The following is a 17,057-nucleotide window of genomic DNA, read 5'->3' as shown; positions in this document are numbered from 1 at the left end:
TGCTATGTCGAGTATCCAGGATGTCGCTGCCCTTGCCAAAGTCTCCACGGCCACTGCCTCGCGCGCGCTGAGCCGCCCGGAGATGGTGGCCGAGGGCACACGCAAGCGGGTCATGAAGGCCGCGCAGCAACTGGGCTATCAGCCCAATGTATTGGCCCGCAGCCTGCGCCAGCGCGAGACCCGCACGATTGGCCTGATCGTGGCCGACATCCTGAACCCCTTTCACGCACTGCTGGCCAAGGGCGTGCAGGACACTGCCGAGGAGCAGGGCTACGTGACATTCCTGTTCAACAGTGACGAGCAGCCGGAAAAGGAGGCGCGGGCCATCGATACCCTGCGCGGCCACCTGCCGCAGGGCCTGATCGTGGTTCCTACCAGTGGCACGCGGGAACACCTGAAAACCCTGCCGAACTTGCCCGTGGTGGAACTGGACCGTGTGAGCGGCAATCCGCAGGCCAGCACGGTGACCGTGGACAATGTCGGCGGCGCGCGGGCGGCCACGGATCACCTGATCGGGCTGGGCCACCGCCGGATCGGCCTGATCGTGGGCCAGCAGGACATCAGCACAGCCGTGGAGCGTCAGGCGGGCTACCACGACGCCCTGAAAGCGGCGGGTCTGTCGCCTTGTCCCAAACTGATGCGCTCCGGGCAGCACCGCGAGGACGACGGCTTACGCGCTGCCACGGAACTGCTGTCTATGCCAGCCGGGCAGCGGCCCACCGCTCTGTTCGTGGGCAACAACGAGATGACCGTGGGCGCGGTCCTGGCCGCCCGTGAACTGGGCCTGCGAATTCCAGAAGACCTGTCCATCGTGGGTTTCGACGATTCGCGCTGGGCGCAGACCATGTCGCCGCCGCTGACCGTAATCGCGCAGCCCGCCTACGAGCTGGGCGTCCATGCCTGCGAGCAGCTTTTTGGCCTGCTGCGCGGCGCAGGCCGTCCAGTGCACCTGCAACTGTCCACCGAACTGATCATCCGCCACTCCACCGGGCCGCCGCACCGTTCCTGACGCGGCCCGATTCGCAACGCTTCACGTCCGCCCTCCAGTTCCTTCGCCCCCATTCAACAAAGGAGATCCACCATGCGCCACACCAAGTTTGTTTTTGCTGCCGTTATCACTGCCGCCGTTACCGTGACCGCCGCGCTGGCCCAGAACGCCCAGCCGGTCATCGGACTCATTACCAAGACCGATACCAACCCGTTTTTCGTCAAGATGAAAGAGGGGGCGGGCGCGGAGGCCAAGAAGCTGGGTGCCAAGTTGTTGACTGGCGCGGGCAAGTCCGACGGTGACAACGCCGGACAGGTCACGGCCATTGAAAACATGGTGGCTGCCGGGGCCAAGACCATCCTGATCACGCCCAGCGATTCCAAGGCCATCGTTCCCGCCATCGCCAAGGCCCGCGCCGCAGGCGTGATGGTCATTGCGCTGGACAGCCCCACCGAACCCGCCAGCGCCGTGGACGGCCTGTTCGCCACCAACAACTATCAGGCGGGCATCTTGATCGGTCAGTGGGCCAAGAAGACGATGGGCAGCAAGAAGGCCGTGATCGCCACGCTCGATCTGTTTCCCGGTCAGCCCGTGGGCATCGCGCGCCACAACGGCTTTCTGGAAGGCTTCGGCATGAAGGGCGTGACCAGCAAGACCACCGCGCAGATCAACGCGGGCGTGGCCTGCGCGCAGGATTCCTTCGGCGATCAGGCCAAGGGCCAGACCGCGATGGAAAACTGCCTCCAGAAGAACCCCGACATCAATCTGGTCTACACCATCAACGAACCTGCCGCCGCCGGGGCGTATCAGGCCCTCAAGGCCATCGGCAAGGAGAAGGACGTGCTGATCGTCAGCGTGGACGGCGGCTGCGCGGGCATTCGCAACGTGGAGGCGGGCGTGATCGGCGCAACCAGCCAGCAGTACCCTCTCAAGATGGCCTCAATGGGCGTCACGGCAGGCGTCAATTACGCCAAGACCGGCAAGAAGGTCAGCGGCTACACCGATACCGGCGTCACCCTGATCACCAACAAGCCCGTCAGCGGCGTCAAGAGCCAGGACGGCAAGTTCGGGCTGTCCAACTGCTGGGGCAAGTAAGTTCTCACCACCTCCTGATCTCAAGACCCTCTGATCTTCCCTGAGTCACGGCACGCGGCCTTCCATGCCGCCGTGCGCCGTGGCTCTATGCCTTCCCATCCCAGGAGAACACCCTGATGACTGCATCTCCCGTTTCTGAAAAAGGTCGGCGGGGCTTCGTCCTCCCCAGCCTGAGCGTGCTGGGGCCACTGATCGCGCTGCTGCTGGCGTGCATCTTCTTTGCCACACAGTCGGACCGTTTCCTCACCTCCCAGACCCTCTCGCTGGTCCTGAGCCAGATCTCGTTCGTGGCCGTGATCGCCATCGGGCAGACGCTGATCATCCTGACGGCTGGGATCGATCTGTCGTGCGGGTTCATCATGGCCCTGGGCAGCATCGTGATGACCAAATTTGCCGTGGACTACGGCGTGCCACCCGCGCTGGCAATTCTGTGCGGCCTGGCCGCGACCACTGCGATTGGGGCGCTCAACGGCCTGCTGATCACCCGCCTGCGGTTGCCGCCGTTTATTGCCACACTGGGGATGCTGGGCATCGTGCAGGCCATCACCCTGATCTACTCCAACTCGCAGACGGTCAGCGGCTTGCCCAATGCCCTGAACTTCCTGGGCAGTACCTTCAAAATTGGGGGAACACCCTTTACCTTCGGCGCGGTGCTGATGCTCGTTCTGTTCGGCGTGGCGTGGTTCTTCCTGACCCAGACTTCGCCGGGCCGTCATCTCTACGCGCTGGGCAACAACCCCGAAGCTGCCCGTCTGAGCGGGATCGCCACCACCAGGTTGCTGATCAGCGTGTACGCCACCGCTGGGCTGCTGTACGGCGTCGCCGCGCTGATTCTGGTGGGCCGCGTCGGTGCGGGCGATCCCAACGCCGGGCAGACCGAGAACCTGGAAAGCATCACCGCCGTCGTGCTGGGCGGCACCAGTCTGTTTGGGGGGCGCGGCAATGTGATGGGAACGCTGCTGGGCGCGGTCATCGTGGGCGTGTTCCGGGTGGGCCTCACACTCTCGGGTGTCAACAGCATCTATCAGGTCCTGATCACCGGCATTCTGATCATCCTGGCCGTCGCCACCGATCAATTCTCCAGAAGGAAGGCCTGATATGACCGCTGCTCAGCATCAACAGCCCGGCCTCAAACCCTCCGTTTCCGCTCAGCCGCTGGTCATGGAAGCGCGTGGGCTGATCAAGCGCTACGGCAGCGTGACTGCCATCAACGGTGCAGATTTCCAGTTGCGCGCGGGTGAGATTCTGGCCGTGATCGGCGACAACGGCGCGGGCAAATCCAGCCTGATTAAAGCGCTGTCGGGTGCGGTGGTTCCCGATGAGGGCGAGATTTTTCTGGACGGCCAACCCGTATCGTTTCGTAGCCCCATCGACGCCCGCAAGCAGGGCATCGAGACCGTGTATCAGGATCTGGCCGTGGCCCCTGCCATGACCATCGCCGAAAACCTCTTCCTGGGCCGCGAGATCCTGCGTCCCGGCCCCATTGCCCGCCTGCTGAAGATCATTGACAAGAAGCGCATGTTCGAGGAAGCCACCGCCTACATGTCAGACCTGCAATTCGCCATCAAAAGCATGTCCCAGCCCGTCGAAACGCTGTCGGGTGGGCAGCGGCAGGGCGTGGCGGTGGCCCGCAGCGCGGCCTTTGCGCGCCATGTGGTGATCATGGATGAGCCGACGGCGGCGCTGGGCGTCAAGGAAGGCAACATGGTGCTGGACCTGATCCGCAAGGTGCGCGACAAGGGGCTGCCCGTCATTCTGATCAGCCACAACATGCCGCATGTGTTTGAGGTGGCGGACCGTATCCACGTCCACCGCATGGGCAAACGCGCTGCCGTCCTGAATCCGAAGAACATCAGCATGGCCGACACCGTTTCGGTGATGACTGGTGCGCTGCGGCCCGAGGATTTGAGTGCGGAGATGCTGGATCACTGAGCGGTAAGCATCCCCTCTGACCCGCGCCGCCTGGACTGGAGCGCGGGTAAACTTTGGCTATGACCGATCCCAACTTCCGTGTCATGACTGAAGGGGAATACCTGAACCTTTCCGGCCCGGAAAAGGTGCGCTGGGAGTACGTGGACGGCTTCGTATATGCCTAGGCCGGGGCGAGTCTGCCCCACAACCGTATCTCCACAAATATTCAGAGGGCGTTGATCGGGTTGCTGTCAGACAGCACTTGCTGGAGTTATGTGAGTGACCTCAAAGTTCGTGTGATCCGCGACGGCAGCCGCCGCTATTACCTGCCCGACACCGGGGTGGTCTACGACTCTCAGATGGTGGGGACGGTAGAAACCCAGCCGTGCTTAATTGTGGAGATTCTCAGCGCCAGCACCCGCAGTCTGGATCTGGCCGTCAAAGCCAGCGACTGCCAGCGCATCGACAGCTTGCAGGGCTACCTGATCGTGGACAGCGAGGCGCGTGGCATGATCTTCCACCGCCGCACATTGGACGGCTGGCAATTTGAAACCATGGAAGAGTCGGTGGAGCTGACCTGCGTGGGCGTTTCGCTGTCGGTGGCCGAGATTTACCGCAACGTGGGTCTGTAGCCCAGACTCCCCCAGCGCTTTTTCAGTCTCCACTTCCCTGGTACGCCTGCCGCAACACTTCCGCCACTTCCGGGCGGGTGAATTCAGGCGGCAGCTTCTCGCCCGCACGCAGCTTCTCGCGGACCTTCGTGCCGCTGAGGACCAGATGGTGCGATGCGTCATGTGGGCAAGTGCGGGGGCTGACCAGTTGAGCGCAGCACTGGCAATAGAACGTGTGCTCGAACTTCAGGATGCGGATGCCCAGTTCCTCGGCGGAATAGGCGCTGAAGATGTCCTGCGCGTCGTAGGTGCCGTAGTAGCTGCCCACGCCCGCGTGATCGCGCCCGACGATGAAATGGGTGGCTCCGTAATTGCGCCTTGAGAGCGCGTGAACAATCGCCTCGCGCGGCCCGGCGTAGCGCATGGCGGCAGGGTAGACACTCAGCAGGGTGCGGGCCTGTGGGTAGTAGCGGTCCAGCAGCACCTCGTAGGCTTCCACGCGCACGTCGGCGGGCACGTCGTCGTTCTTGGTGGTGCCCACCAGCGGGTGCAGCAGCAGGCCGTCTACCAGTTCCAGCGCCACCTTGTGCAGGTACTCGTGCGCCCGGTGGATCGGGTTGCGGGTCTGAAAGGCCACCGTGGTGCGCCAGCCACGCGCCTCGATCACGGCGCGGACCTCTGCGGGCGTGCGGTGATGCTGGGGGAACGCGCCGCGCGGCACCTCGAACAACGTCACGGGTCCGGCCAGATTGATCTCGCCCTGCGCGTACAGCGCAGCCACGCCGGGATGGGCGGCTTCCTCGGTACGGTAGACCTCGCGGGCCTCCCACTGTTTGCGGGCCTCGAATTGCTCCTGAACGTCAATCAGGCCTACCGCCTTGCCGTCACGGGTCAGGACCACGCGGCCCCGCAGGTCACGGGCCTCCAGACGCGAGACGGGCAGCGTGATAGGCAGACTCCAGGGCGTGCCGTCCGCGAGGCGCAGGTGTTCCACCACGTTCAGGTAATCGGCCTCGCCCAGAAAACCGGTGAGCGGCGAGTACGCGCCCGTTGCCAGCAAGTCCAGATCGGCGGCGCTGCGCTCGGACAGTTCCAGACGGGGCAGTCCTCTGAGTTCAGCCTCTGACACACGGTTCACCTGATGGACCAGCGTACCGCCCAGCGGCGTGGGCAGGCCAGTAACGGGATAGGGCAGGGTGGGCATAGAGTTTCTCCTGGGTAGATCGTAAAGCGGATGGAAGCAGTGGATGAAAAGAGTCAACTATTGGCCGAAAAAAAGGATCAGAGCTTGCCGTCCCCCGCCCATAGACCGCATTCGGTCTTGCCATGCCCGGCCCAGCGTCCGGCGCGGGCGTCCTCGCCGGGGCGCACGGCGCGGGTGCAGGGCCAGCAGCCCACCGAGAGGAAACCGTCGGCGTACAACGGGTTGACGGGCAAGTCGTGTTCGGCGGCGTAAGCTTCCAGCTCCTGCCGCGTCCACTCGGCCAGCGGGTTGATCTTGATGCGCGCGCCGCCTTCCTCCACGAAGGGAATCTCGGCGCGGGTGGTGGCCTGATCGCGGCTGCGGGCATTCAACAGGGCAGACGGGTTCTTGTGTTTTAAGTAGTTCTGGAGGGGCGCAACCTTGCGGGCCGCGCAACAGGCGTCGGGGTTGGCCGCGTACAGCTCAGGCGGCGTGCGCCTATCCTGCGGGGACGCGCCTGCGTTCAGCGTCACGAATTCCAGTTCGGAATACCGCGCCGCCAGTCGGTCACGCGTCTGGAGCGTTTCGGGGAAGTGATAGCCGGTGTCCACAAAAACAACCTGCCCCCGGTAGCCTGCCCGCACCGCCAGATCGATCAGCACCACGCCGTTCAGATTAAAGGCGCTGGGCATCAGCAGATCGGGGTGGGTGGTGATGGCCCAGTTGATCAAAGCGAGGGTTTCTGAGTCCTTTCCGCCCCTGGGAGAGGCTGACAGAGGTCGCAATTCGGCGGCGAACCTGCCCGCGCCTGCCGTCACCCTTCCCCCAGCGCCTGCAACAGCCTCCGCACCCCTTCATCCACGCTGATTTCATCGGTTTTCAGGTGCAGGTCTGGCGTCTGGGGAGCTTCGTAGGGATCGCTCACACCCGTGAAGTGCTGAATCTCACCCGCGATGGCTTTCAGATATAGCCCCTTTACGTCCCGCGCCGTGACCACTTCCAACGGCGCGTCCACGAAGACTTCCAGGGTGTTGGGCAGATCAGCCAGCACGTCGCGGCGGGTATCGGCGTAGGGGCTGATGGCGCTGACCAGCACGGTGACGCCGTGTTTTGCCAGCAGGCCCGCCACGAAGGCGATGCGCCGGACATTCGTATCCCGGTCCTGGCGCGAGAAGCCCAGGCCCCTGCCCAGGTTCTCGCGCACGGCGTCGCCGTCCAGCAGTTCCACTGCCACCCCGCGTGCCGCCAGTTCAGCGTGCAACGCGGCGGCCAGCGTACTTTTCCCTGCCCCGCTGAGGCCAGTGAACCAGACCACGCGCCCCATCTTCACTTCTTCAGGGTAGAGCGTGCGCTCCAGCGTGGCGGTCATGCGCCCACCAGTTCGCGCTCATTCAACCCGGCGGTCTGTTCGGTCAGCACGGTATCCGGTAAAAAGTGTTCGTTGCCCCGGCGGTCCGCGTATTCCACGAAGCTCTCGCCCTCGGTTTTGTTGGCCTTGAAATCAGTCAACACCTTATCGGTGTACTCGGTCAGGCGGACGGCGGGAACAATCCCCTTGAGCTTGGCTCCCGTCCGCTGCGCCTGCCCGATGCTGCCCGCGAGGTGGACGTTGTAAACTTCCTCTTCCCCACGCAGTGCGCCCATGAAGCCCAGATCGGCCACCTGATAGCGCGTGCAGGCGTTGGAGCAGCCGGTCAGGTTGATCACGAACGGCACGTCCAGATCGCTGTGCAGCGGCTCCAGCGTGTCGATCATGCCCGCCACCCGCGCCTTGGTCTCGGTGTGCGCCAGCCGGCAGAACTGCGTGCCTGTGCAGGCAATCGTGGTTCCGCGCAGCGTCGCTTTGGGGGCGAGGTCTAGCCGCTCCAACTCGGCCACCAGTGCGTCCACGTCCTCGGTTCGCACGTGCGGAATCATCATGTTCTGGAAGGCGGTGGTGCGGACCACGCCCTTGCCGTAGCGCTCGCTCAGATCCGCCAGTGCCCGCGCTTTGGCCGGATCAATGCGCCCGACGGTGGTGGTCAGGACCACGTAATTCAGACCGTTATGCTGCGGGTTGACGCCCAGCACGTCGCTGCCGCCGAAGCGGGCCACTGGGGCAGAGGGGCCGTCGCGCAACGGGCGACCCAGGTACTCGGTTTCCACGATCTCGCGGAACTTTTCCACACCCAGATCCTTGATCAGGTACTTCAGGCGGGCCTTCTTGCGGTTCAGGCGGTAGCCGTGATCGCGGTAGGCTCCGGCAATTGCGCGGCCCACCTCCACCACTTCATCGGGGCGGATGAACACACCCAGACGTTTTGAAAGGTGGGCCACCGCACCCAGGCCGCCGCCCACCCACACGTCAAATCCAACCTCGTCCTCCACCGTGTGGGCCAGGAAACCGATGTCGTTGATCAGGTGAATGCCTTCCAGCTCGGGAGTGGCGGTCAGGCTGATCTTGAATTTGCGGGGCAGGTCTTCAAAGTCAACATTTCCGCTCAGGCTACCCTCCATTGCCAGAGCAATCGGGCGCACGTCAATTCGCTCGCGGGCGTCCAGTCCGGCCAACGGCGAGGCGATCACGGCGCGCACGGTGTCGCCGCAGGCCCCGCGCGTGTGCAGGCCCACGGTGTCCAGCCGGTCCAGAATCGCCGGAATGTCCTGAATCCTGAGCCAGTGAAACTGGAACGCCTGACGGTCTGTCACGTCCAGCAGCCCGCGCCCGTAGTCCTCGGCAATGCCCGCCACCACCCTTAAGGCGTCACTGCTCAGCTCAGCGGTGGGCACCTTGACGCGCATCATCAGAAAGCCGTCCTCAATGGGGCGCTGCGGGTAGACCCCGGCCCACTTCAGCAGGTCGATTTTCTCCGGGTCAATCGCTCCGGCGGCGGCGTACTGCGGGATCAGGTCAAAGATCTGGAAGGGCGGCAGCTCTTTTTTCAGGGTTTCGATGTCGGACATGGGGAGACCTCGGCAGTGGGGGAGAGGGTGAACTGGGCACGACGACAGGGACGGACTTCGGCGGTGAAGTCCGGGCGAAATCCGGGCTGAGAAAAGCTGGAGACTTGAAGGGTTTTAGCGGCTCAGGACGGTGTAGCGCAGGCGGCGGTACTGGAAGTACATCAGGCAACCCACACAGATCTTCTGGCTCAGGTTCAGGCTCGCCAGGGCAATGACCATCAGGCCCAGGCCCAGGCCCAGCAGCGGCAGTCCGGCCAGCCCACTCAGGCTGGAGGCCAGCAGAAACACGCCGCCCACGCCCTGCGCGAAGTGATGGGCGCGGGGGTCTTCCTCGACGACTTCGGGCCGCAGTCCCAGCCGCTGCCCGAACATTCGGTAGGCCGCCCGCAGCGGCGAGAGGTCTGGGTACACGGCCCCCAGCAACATGGCCGCACCCAGCAGCAGCGTCAGCACGCTCAGGCCGGAAATCAGGGCCAGCAGCGTCACACCGATCACGCTGTACTGGTTGAATTTCAGCGCACTCAGGTCCGTCTGGGCAGGCGTGACTGGGACGCGGGTGGGGGACGAGGTAATCATTGATCAAAAAGGTAAGCTTTTATTGATGACAAAACAAGTCAACTGGTGCCGGGTGAACTAGACGGGGCGCGGTCCTGCTCCAGTCGGGTGGTGGGCATGACCACGAAGGTGAGTGCTGCCAGGATCAGAAGGACGCCTCGTGGCAGGCCCTCCTGGATCAGGACCATCGGCGTGTCTGGTGAATGTTGCATCCGGCCAAGCCACCTTCTAGCCCAGCATTGCCGCTTTCGGCTGAGCCATCTGCCTCTCTCTGCGGCACGGGTGTTCTTTTGGTGGCGACGGTGCCGCTCGTCCAGAGTTGTGGCGTCTGGACCTGCGGGGGCCTGCGGGCATTACACTCGGTCCCGTGAAGACGCACACCGTACAGGTCGGGGACGTGACCCGTGAACTGCCCATCGTAGAGGTCGCTCCCGGCGTCCATGTGGCGCTGTTCAACATGCTGGGCGATACCGAGGTCACCGAGGCTGCCGGAATCGAACTGGCCAAGCTGCTGCCCGCAGACATTGACGTGCTGGTCACGCCGGAGGTCAAGGCGCTGTCGTTGGCGCATGTCATCAGCCGCGAGACGGGCAAGCCGTACATCGTGATCCGCAAGACCCAGAAGCCGTACATGGTGGACCCGGTGGCGCGCGAGGTGGTCAGCATCACCACCGGCATTCCGCAGTTGCTGGTGCTGGACGGCTTCGACGTGCCCAAGATCCGGGGCCGCAAGGTGGCCATCGTGGACGACGTGGTGTCCAGCGGCGGCACGCTGCACTCGCTGCGCCAGATCATCGATGAGGTGGGCGGCGAGGTGGCCGCCGTGCTGGCCGTCTTTACCGAGGGCGAGGAGCGCCCAGAGGTCACGGCGCTGGGCCACCTGCCGCTGTTTCCGTCCGAGTGACCAGCCGGGGCTGACGGGCTAAGCTGGGGCCATGACCCAGGCCAGACAGGAAGTGACGGTGAAGATCGGCGGTGTGACGCGCACCCTGCCCAGCGCGCGGGCGGGCGGCATGGGCCGCGTGCCACTGGTGGAATTTATCGGCGACAGCGAATTTACCAAGGCGGTGGCCGAGGAAATGGTGGTCATGATCCCGCCCGGCACCGAGGTGCTGCTCACCGTGGTGACCAACGCGCTGCCGCTGGCCCACGAGCTGAGCCACCTGAGCGGCCTGCCCTATGAATGCGTGCGAAAAAAGCGCCGCCCCTATATGCAGGACCCGATCATTCAGGACGCCCCCAGCATGACCCTGGGCGTGGCCGAGACCTTCTGGCTGGACAGTCCGCACGCCGCCCGCCTGAAGGGCAAGAAAGTGGCCATCGTGCAGGACGTGATTTCCAGCGGCGGCACCGCCCAGACGCTGGCCCGCATCGTCGAACGCTCGGGCGGTACCGTCAGCGGCTATCTGGCCGCCTTCCGGCAGGGCGAGAGCGCGCTGAGCCTGCCTTTCAAGTACCTGGAAAAGCTGCCCGCCCACATCTGAGGGTCAGCCGTATGCGGGTCAGCACTGATCCCCGACTTTCGGCTGACGCGCCACTGATCCTCTGCCGTTAGTCTGCCGGGCAGATGGTGGAGTGGATTCAGAATCTGATGGACAGCCTGGGTTACCTGGGCATCGTGCTGTTGATGGTGCTGGAGAACGTGTTTCCGCCGATTCCCAGCGAGCTGATCCTGCCCTCGGCGGGTTTCGCGGCCTCGCGCGGTGACCTCAGTTTCCTGGGTGTGGTGCTAGCGGGAACGCTGGGCAGCGTTCTGGGTACCCTGCCGCTGTACTACATCGGGCGGGTCTTCAGTGAGGAACGGCTGGTGGCCTGGGCCGACAGGCACGGCAGATGGCTGGGCCTGCGTGGCAGGGACATTCGCAAGGCCGACGAGTGGTTCGACAGACACGGCCCGAAAGCAGTGCTGTTCGGGCGCATGGTCCCCGGCATCCGCAGCCTGCTGAACCTCCCGGCAGGCATGAGCGGTATGGCGCTGCCCACTTTTGTGCTGTACAGCGCTATCGGCTCGGCGCTGTGGGCCGCCCTGCTGACCGGCGCGGGCTACCTGCTGGGAGACCATTACGAGAAGGTGGGCGAGTACATGGCCCCGGCCTCCAAGACCATCCTGGCAGCGCTGCTGATCGCCGCCGCCGTGTGGTTCGTGCGGCGTAGGCAGGCGGCCCGCAGCGCCGCGCAGCCGGAGCGTCCCGCGTCCCTGAAAGAAGGGTAATCAGCCGTTCGTCCAGTAGCGCCACTGGTGCCCGCCCGCACACGCCGCCGTGAACTGCGGACCGCTCTTGCTCAGGCGGGCGGGCTGCTGGCAGGTGGGGCAGACGGGTTTGGCCGGGGTGTTGCCCTCGCACGCAGCGCATTTGAAGTAATAGCCGTATTTGCCGTACTGGATGGATAATTTGCTGGACTGGCACTGGCGGCAGTGGGGAATCTGTGCTGATCCAATCTGGGCCGGTTCGGGCAGGGCAGGCGCGGCCACTGGCAGGCTGTGGGGAGGGGAGACCACGCCAGTCAGTCCTCTGGATACTGGGGTATGTGCTGCGGACGCTGGAGCTTGAACGGGGCAGGGAGCAGACGCGAGGTCTGGCTGAGCCTCGCTACCCGCGACGTGCCGATTTCGCAGAAAGGCGCAGATGCGGGTCATCTCGGCGTCACTGAAGGTAAAGGCGGTCAGACGGCCCTGCATCTCCCTGATGATCTGCTGCACCCGTTCAGGGACCTGATCGGCCTTAACCACTTCCGGCACTTCCGTTTTGCGGGTAATCCGCCCACCGTCCGAGATCGCCACCAGCACGTCCCGGCGCATGGGGGTAAAGGTGCGCTGCTTCAGGCCGAACAGCCCCCGGTCCAGCAATTCGGCAGTGTGATCATTCAGCAGGGCGCACAGCAGATCAAGCTGTCTGCGGGCCTGAAGGACCGGCGACGGCATGCCCCGGCCCTGGCGGTTCCACCAGCGGGTCCACTCACCCTGCTCGTTCACGCTGAGCTGTCCGGCCACGCTCTTGCTTTCCACCACCAGCAGCCCGAAACGCAGCACGATCAGGTGATCGACCTGGGCGACCTCGCCCCCACGCTCCACCCGCAGATTGTTCAGCACGAATTTGTAGGGATCTTCGCCAAAAGCCCGTTTCAGATAGTGGGCCATCTGCCGCTCGGCCTCGTACCCGGCGCGGCGTAGCAGATCAGTGTGGGTCTTCATCTCCAGCTCTTTGATGATCATGATTCCAGAGTTTAGGAACTGGCGTCTGACACGGCTCTCACCGCTTCACCGCCTCGCCCCTGGCAAAGGCCCGGTACCCGCTGGGCGTCAATCCCACCGCCCCCTTGAAGGCGCGGGCAAAGGCGCTGTGGTCAAAATAGCCGCAGTCCACGGCGATCTGCGCCACCGAAAGACTGGTCTGGGCCAGCAGGCGGGTGGCGGCCTCAATGCGCGTGCGGGTCAGCAGTTGTGTGGGGGTCAAGCCGTACACGCGCCGGATCTGCCGCTCAAAAGTGGTCACACTCAGGCCAGCGCTGCGGGCCAGCTCCGGCACGGTCAGCGGTGCGGCGTACTCAGTTTCTATCCGGGCGGTGGCGGCGGCCAGCCCGGACCCCGGCCCAGAATCGTGGCGCGGCAGATGCAGATCGCGCGACAGGCCCAGTAACCCGGCGGGTGCGTCTCCCTCGCCCAGCCGCCGTTTGGTGGTCAGGCACCAGCCCGCCTTGCCGCCCGGATACAGGTGCAGTTCCAGATGCTCGGTCAGGCCCAGTCCTGTGGAAGACTGGCTTGCCAGTACCGCCGCATCCTGTTGGGTGTAGGCGGCCCCCAGCGATGCCGGAAAGACCTCGCAAGCCTGCAAGCCCGCCACACTTGAACGTCCCAACCGTTCCAACAATGTGCGGTTGGCGTACAGGTAGCGCCCCTGTGCATCTTTCACGAAGGCCACGGTGTCCGGTAGGTAGTCCAGCACGTCCAGCATGGCGGCCAGACCTAGCCGCCGAATGGCCTCTGGCATGTTCCGAACCGGGTCATGGGCTGTGGGATGCGGGGAAAGGGAAGACACGGCCCATTGTGCAGGATTCGGCAGGTCTTTTGCCCAGAATGTCCAAGACAATCCGCCCTGGTCTGGCGTAACGTGAGGCATGTCACCCGCCGCCCCGTCCAGCCCCAGGGTCACGCACCGCCTCTCCTTTGTGGATTCCCACTCAGCAGGCGAGCCGACGCGCGTGGTGCTGGGCGGCTTTCCCGAATTGCCGGGAGAAACGCTGGCGCAGCAGCGGGAAGCATTGAGGGACGATTTTGACCGCTGGCGCACCCTGGTCAACTTGGAGCCGCGCGGCAACGACGTGCTGGTCAGTGCGCTGCTGCTGCCGCCGAAAGCGCCGGATTGCGTGGCAGGCGTCATCTATTTCAACAACGCCGGGCCGCTGGGCATGTGCGGCCACGGTACGATGGGTCTGGTGTCCACCCTGGCCTACCTGGGGCGCATCGGCCCCGGCGATCACCGCATTGATACCCCTGTGGGCGTGGTCACGGCGACGCTGCACGACGATGGCCGCGTCAGCGTGGCGAACGTGCCCGCTTCCCGTCACCTCAAAGATGTCTGCGTGACGGTGCCTGGGCTGGGAGAGGTGCGCGGCGACGTGGCCTGGGGCGGCAACTGGTTCTTCCTGGTGGACGTGGGCGAGCGGGTTCTCAGTCTTGAAAATGTTGCGGAGCTGAGCGACGAAACGCTACGGATTCGTCAGGCGTTGGAAGAAGCTGGGATCACAGGCGAAAACGGCGCGGAAATTGACCACATAGAACTGTTCAGTCATGCGAACGGCGTCAACTGCAATTTTGTGATGTGTCCCGGCGGCGCGTATGACCGCAGCCCGTGTGGCACGGGAACCAGCGCCAAACTGGCCTGTCTGGCAGCGGACGGCAAGCTGGAGCCGGGACAGGTCTGGCGGCAGGAAAGCGTGATCGGCAGCGTGTTTGAAGGCGTGTACTCGCTGAAAGGTGGTCAGGTGCATCCCGTGATTACCGGGCAGGCGTTCATCACCATGCAGGGCGAACTGATCGTGCAGGACGGTGATCCCTTTGCCTGGGGCATCCGGCCAGAGTCAGAAACGGCATGAAGGCCATCGTGATTGGCGGTGGACTGGTGGGCGCGGCCTGTGCGGACGCTCTAGCCCGTCAAGGCATGCGTGTAACGGTGCTGGAGCCGGGGCCAGTGGGGGGCGGCGCGACGGCGGCGGGCATGGGCCATCTGGTGGTTATGGACGATAGCCCCGCGCAACTGGCCCTGACCGCCCGCAGCCTGGAACTGTGGGAGGCGCTGGCCCCGGCGTTACCCAGGCAGGCTGATTACCACGGCTGCGGCACGCTGTGGGTGGCAAGTGACGAGGAAGAACTGGCGGCGGTGGAACCCAAACGTCGGGCGTATCTGGCCGCGGGCCGCGAGGCCACCCTGCTGGACGCCGCCGAACTGGCCCGCGCCGAACCGAATCTGCGCCCCGGACTGGCCGGAGCCTTGCGCGTTCCCGGCGACAGCGTCGTGTACGCCCCGGTGGTAGCCCAGTTTCTGCTGGAGCGTGCGGGGGCCACCGTGCAGCGTGAGGCGGTGGCGGAACTGATAGACGGCGGCGTGCGGCTGGAAAGTGGCGAAATGCTGCGGGCCGATGTCGTGGTGGTGGCGAATGGCATTGGAGCGGTGTCGCTCTTGCCCGATTTGCCGCTACGTCAGCGCAAGGGCCACCTCCTGATCACCGAACGCGGCCCCGTGCATATCCACCATCAACTCGTGGAACTGGGCTACCTGAAAAGCGCCCACGGAAACGACGAGGACAGCGTGGCTTTCAATGTCCAGCCGCGTCCCACCGGGCAACTGTTGATCGGCTCCAGCCGACAGTTTGAGCAGCCGGACCGCGAAATAGACTGGCCGTTGCTGAGGCGAATGCTGCGCCGCGCCGCCGAGTTTCTGCCCGCTCTGGAAAACATCTCCGCCCTGAGAATCTGGACCGGGCAGCGTTGTGCCTCCCCGGACCACCTGCCGCTGGTTGGGCCGCACCCTCATCTGGACGGCGTTTTCCTTGCCACCGGGCATGAGGGACTGGGCATCACCACGGCGCTGGGAACGGCGGAACTGCTGGCGGCGCAACTATTCGGAACGCCGTCCGAATTGCTGAAACACGACTTCACCCCCGCCCGCTTTGAGCGCATGCCGGAACCCGCCCATGCCTGAGCGGACGCTGGCGGTGTTGACGCTGGACGGTGTGCGGGTCATGGTTCCGGCTGGAACCACCGTGCTGGCCGCCCTGCAAAACGCAGGACTGTCGCCGCTGCGTCGCAGCCTGAGCGGCGAGGCACGCGGGGCGCTGTGCGGCATGGGCAGTTGTTATGAATGTCGCGCCGTGGTGGACGGGCAGACAGTGCGAACCTGCCTGACCCCCGTGCAGGATGGTCAGAACGTGCGGCGTTTGATGGAGGTGAACCGTGAAGTCTGATCCCTGGGACGCTGTGGTGGTGGGCGCTGGCCCCGCTGGATTGATGGCCGCGCTGACGGCTGCCCAGGGCGGCTTGCGGGTGCTGCTGCTGGACTCCCAACCCACGGCAGGCGGCCAGATCTGGCGCGGCGCGGCGGCGGGTCAGCGGGGGGTGGCGGGCGACTTGCTGCGAGATGCGGCCTCCCACCCTGGAATCACCGTCCTGAGTGGCGCAGAAGTGATTGCTGCGGCGGCTGGAAAGCCTCACGTTCTGACCGTCACCTCTCCATCAGGTCTGACCCACGTTCACGCTGCCCGCGTCATCCTTGCCACCGGGGCCACTGAACGCTTTCTCCCCTTTGACGGCTGGACGCTGCCCGGAGTTGTCGGCGCGGGCGGATTGCAGGCCATGAGCAAGGGCGGTCTGGACGTGCGTGGCAAACGCGTAGTGGTGGCCGGATCGGGTCCGTTGCTGCTGGCGGTGGCGGCGGGCCTGCGGCAGAAAGGGGCGCGGGTACTGGCGGTGGTGGAGCAGGCGGGTTTGCCACAGGTGGCCGCGTTCGGCGTGGCGGCGGCGCGTCTTCCTGGCAAGGCGGCTGAAGCGCTGGGACTCGCCGCCGGACTGCGCGGCGTGCCGTACTGGGCTGACTGCGCCGTGGTGCATGCCAGCGGGCAAAATCAGCTCCAGACCGTGACCCTGCGGCGTGGACGGTGCGAGGTCACGCTGACTTGCGACTATCTGGCGGTGGGCTTCGGTCTGATCCCGGAGACCCGCGTGGCGGCGCTGCTGGGCTGCTCTCTTGATGCTCAGGGTGCGGTTGAGGTCAACGTCTGGCAGGCGACGGGCGTTTCAGGCGTCTACGCTGCCGGGGAAGTCTGCGGCATCGGTGGCGTGGACGGGGCCTTGCTGGAAGGCTTCGTGGCCGGATGCACCGCCAGCGGTCAGATTGAGCGCCTGCACGATGCCCCGCGCCGGGCTGAAATTCAGCGGCGGTTTCAATCTACGCTGGAACGCTCGTTCGCGCTACGCCCAGAACGCCTGCCGACACCCTCCTCCCAGACCATCATCTGCCGCTGCGAGGATGTACGGCACGGCGAGTTGCAGCCCTTCACGAACTGGACTGCTGCCAAACTCCAGACCCGCTGCGGCATGGGTGCCTGCCAGGGCCGGGTCTGTGGTCCCGCCACTGAAACCCTGTATGGCTGGAAATTCAGCGGTGTGCGCGCCCCGCTCGCGCCACTCCCACTGTCTCAACTTCTCAGCGAGCCCAATACTCTCAGTCCGCCGTGAAAGCTTGAAATCCCCAGACTCTTCGCCCTCTCACCCAAA

At 64.8% G+C, this 17,057-nt stretch carries 20 protein-coding genes; 12 read left to right on the top strand and 8 right to left on the bottom strand.

Annotation, left to right across the window (positions count from 1 at the left end):
- The first annotated feature begins 4 nt into the window (after positions 1–4).
- The 5 genes from DAAJ005_RS15495 (at position 5) to DAAJ005_RS15475 (ending at position 4,626) form a co-directional block, all read left to right on the top strand.
- Entirely contained in the window at positions 5–1,009 is a 1,005-nt protein-coding gene (locus DAAJ005_RS15495; RefSeq protein ID WP_151847890.1) for a LacI family DNA-binding transcriptional regulator, read from the top strand.
- 72 nt (positions 1,010–1,081) lie between these two features.
- Positions 1,082–2,083, top strand: coding sequence for a sugar ABC transporter substrate-binding protein (locus DAAJ005_RS15490; protein WP_151847889.1), 1,002 nt, complete (start codon positions 1,082–1,084; stop codon positions 2,081–2,083).
- Positions 2,084–2,199: 116 nt separating this feature from the next.
- Entirely contained in the window at positions 2,200–3,180 is a 981-nt protein-coding gene (locus DAAJ005_RS15485; RefSeq protein ID WP_151847888.1) for an ABC transporter permease, read from the top strand.
- A 1-nt stretch (position 3,181) separates the two neighbouring features.
- Positions 3,182–4,015 carry an ATP-binding cassette domain-containing protein gene (locus DAAJ005_RS15480; RefSeq protein ID WP_151847887.1) on the top strand — a complete coding sequence of 278 codons (834 nt, stop codon included), beginning with the start codon at positions 3,182–3,184 and terminating at the stop codon, positions 4,013–4,015.
- Positions 4,016–4,230: 215 nt separating this feature from the next.
- The gene (locus DAAJ005_RS15475; RefSeq protein WP_192930796.1) at positions 4,231–4,626 is read left to right on the top strand and encodes a Uma2 family endonuclease; all 396 of its coding nucleotides are present in this window, start codon (positions 4,231–4,233) and stop codon (positions 4,624–4,626) included.
- Positions 4,627–4,648: 22 nt separating this feature from the next.
- On the opposite strand, the gene sat is transcribed toward DAAJ005_RS15475, so the two are convergent.
- The 6 genes from sat to DAAJ005_RS18995 all read right to left on the bottom strand — a co-directional run bounded on the left by sat (position 4,649) and on the right by DAAJ005_RS18995 (position 9,498).
- Positions 4,649–5,809 carry a sulfate adenylyltransferase gene (sat, locus tag DAAJ005_RS15470; RefSeq protein ID WP_151847885.1) on the bottom strand — a complete coding sequence of 387 codons (1,161 nt, stop codon included), beginning with the start codon at positions 5,807–5,809 and terminating at the stop codon, positions 4,649–4,651.
- Between the two features lie 77 nt (positions 5,810–5,886).
- The gene (locus DAAJ005_RS15465; protein ID WP_370519827.1) at positions 5,887–6,480 is read right to left on the bottom strand and encodes a phosphoadenylyl-sulfate reductase; all 594 of its coding nucleotides are present in this window, start codon (positions 6,478–6,480) and stop codon (positions 5,887–5,889) included.
- A 122-nt stretch (positions 6,481–6,602) separates the two neighbouring features.
- Complete coding sequence (cysC, locus tag DAAJ005_RS15460; RefSeq protein ID WP_151847883.1) at positions 6,603–7,157, bottom strand: adenylyl-sulfate kinase; 555 nt, start codon at positions 7,155–7,157, stop codon at positions 6,603–6,605.
- The gene (locus DAAJ005_RS15455; RefSeq protein ID WP_151847882.1) at positions 7,154–8,731 is read right to left on the bottom strand and encodes a nitrite/sulfite reductase; all 1,578 of its coding nucleotides are present in this window, start codon (positions 8,729–8,731) and stop codon (positions 7,154–7,156) included. The genes cysC and DAAJ005_RS15455 overlap by 4 nt, the downstream gene beginning before the upstream one ends.
- Positions 8,732–8,845: 114 nt before the next feature.
- A complete protein-coding gene (locus DAAJ005_RS15450) occupies positions 8,846–9,307 on the bottom strand; it encodes a DUF4395 domain-containing protein (protein WP_151847881.1) in 462 nt (153 codons plus the stop codon).
- A 38-nt stretch (positions 9,308–9,345) separates the two neighbouring features.
- The gene (locus DAAJ005_RS18995) at positions 9,346–9,498 is read right to left on the bottom strand and encodes a hypothetical protein (RefSeq protein ID WP_192930795.1); all 153 of its coding nucleotides are present in this window, start codon (positions 9,496–9,498) and stop codon (positions 9,346–9,348) included.
- Between the two features lie 155 nt (positions 9,499–9,653).
- Between DAAJ005_RS18995 and DAAJ005_RS15445 the strand changes: the two genes are divergently transcribed.
- From DAAJ005_RS15445 to DAAJ005_RS15435, 3 genes are all read left to right on the top strand, one after another.
- Positions 9,654–10,190: a phosphoribosyltransferase family protein gene (locus DAAJ005_RS15445; RefSeq protein WP_151847880.1), complete on the top strand. Its 537-nt coding sequence runs from the start codon at positions 9,654–9,656 to the stop codon at positions 10,188–10,190.
- A 31-nt stretch (positions 10,191–10,221) separates the two neighbouring features.
- Positions 10,222–10,770, top strand: coding sequence for an adenine phosphoribosyltransferase (locus DAAJ005_RS15440; protein WP_151847879.1), 549 nt, complete (start codon positions 10,222–10,224; stop codon positions 10,768–10,770).
- 83 nt (positions 10,771–10,853) lie between these two features.
- The gene (locus tag DAAJ005_RS15435) at positions 10,854–11,498 is read left to right on the top strand and encodes a DedA family protein (RefSeq protein WP_151847878.1); all 645 of its coding nucleotides are present in this window, start codon (positions 10,854–10,856) and stop codon (positions 11,496–11,498) included.
- Here the strand turns inward: DAAJ005_RS15435 and DAAJ005_RS15430 are convergent, their stop codons facing one another.
- The gene (locus tag DAAJ005_RS15430; RefSeq protein WP_151847877.1) at positions 11,499–12,500 is read right to left on the bottom strand and encodes a nuclease-related domain-containing protein; all 1,002 of its coding nucleotides are present in this window, start codon (positions 12,498–12,500) and stop codon (positions 11,499–11,501) included.
- Between the two features lie 37 nt (positions 12,501–12,537).
- Entirely contained in the window at positions 12,538–13,323 is a 786-nt protein-coding gene (locus DAAJ005_RS15425; protein WP_226342470.1) for a helix-turn-helix domain-containing protein, read from the bottom strand.
- 79 nt (positions 13,324–13,402) lie between these two features.
- Here DAAJ005_RS15425 and DAAJ005_RS15420 point away from each other — a divergent pair, with 79 nt between their 5' ends.
- The 4 genes from DAAJ005_RS15420 to DAAJ005_RS15405 are packed head-to-tail and all read left to right on the top strand — an operon-like array spanning position 13,403 to position 17,018.
- A complete protein-coding gene (locus DAAJ005_RS15420) occupies positions 13,403–14,380 on the top strand; it encodes a proline racemase family protein (protein ID WP_151847876.1) in 978 nt (325 codons plus the stop codon).
- Entirely contained in the window at positions 14,377–15,486 is a 1,110-nt protein-coding gene (locus DAAJ005_RS15415; RefSeq protein ID WP_151847875.1) for an FAD-binding oxidoreductase, read from the top strand. The genes DAAJ005_RS15420 and DAAJ005_RS15415 overlap by 4 nt, the downstream gene beginning before the upstream one ends.
- Positions 15,479–15,748 carry a (2Fe-2S)-binding protein gene (locus tag DAAJ005_RS15410; RefSeq protein WP_151847874.1) on the top strand — a complete coding sequence of 90 codons (270 nt, stop codon included), beginning with the start codon at positions 15,479–15,481 and terminating at the stop codon, positions 15,746–15,748. Before DAAJ005_RS15415 ends, DAAJ005_RS15410 begins: the two co-directional genes overlap by 8 nt.
- Positions 15,738–17,018 carry an FAD-dependent oxidoreductase gene (locus DAAJ005_RS15405; protein ID WP_151847873.1) on the top strand — a complete coding sequence of 427 codons (1,281 nt, stop codon included), beginning with the start codon at positions 15,738–15,740 and terminating at the stop codon, positions 17,016–17,018. The genes DAAJ005_RS15410 and DAAJ005_RS15405 overlap by 11 nt, the downstream gene beginning before the upstream one ends.
- The last annotated feature ends 39 nt before the right edge of the window (positions 17,019–17,057 follow it).

The sequence above is a fragment of the Deinococcus sp. AJ005 genome (assembly GCF_009017495.1).
GTDB lineage: Bacteria > Deinococcota > Deinococci > Deinococcales > Deinococcaceae > Deinococcus.
The sequence above is the reverse complement of the archived record's forward strand: the minus strand, read 5'-3'. Positions and strand labels throughout refer to the sequence as shown.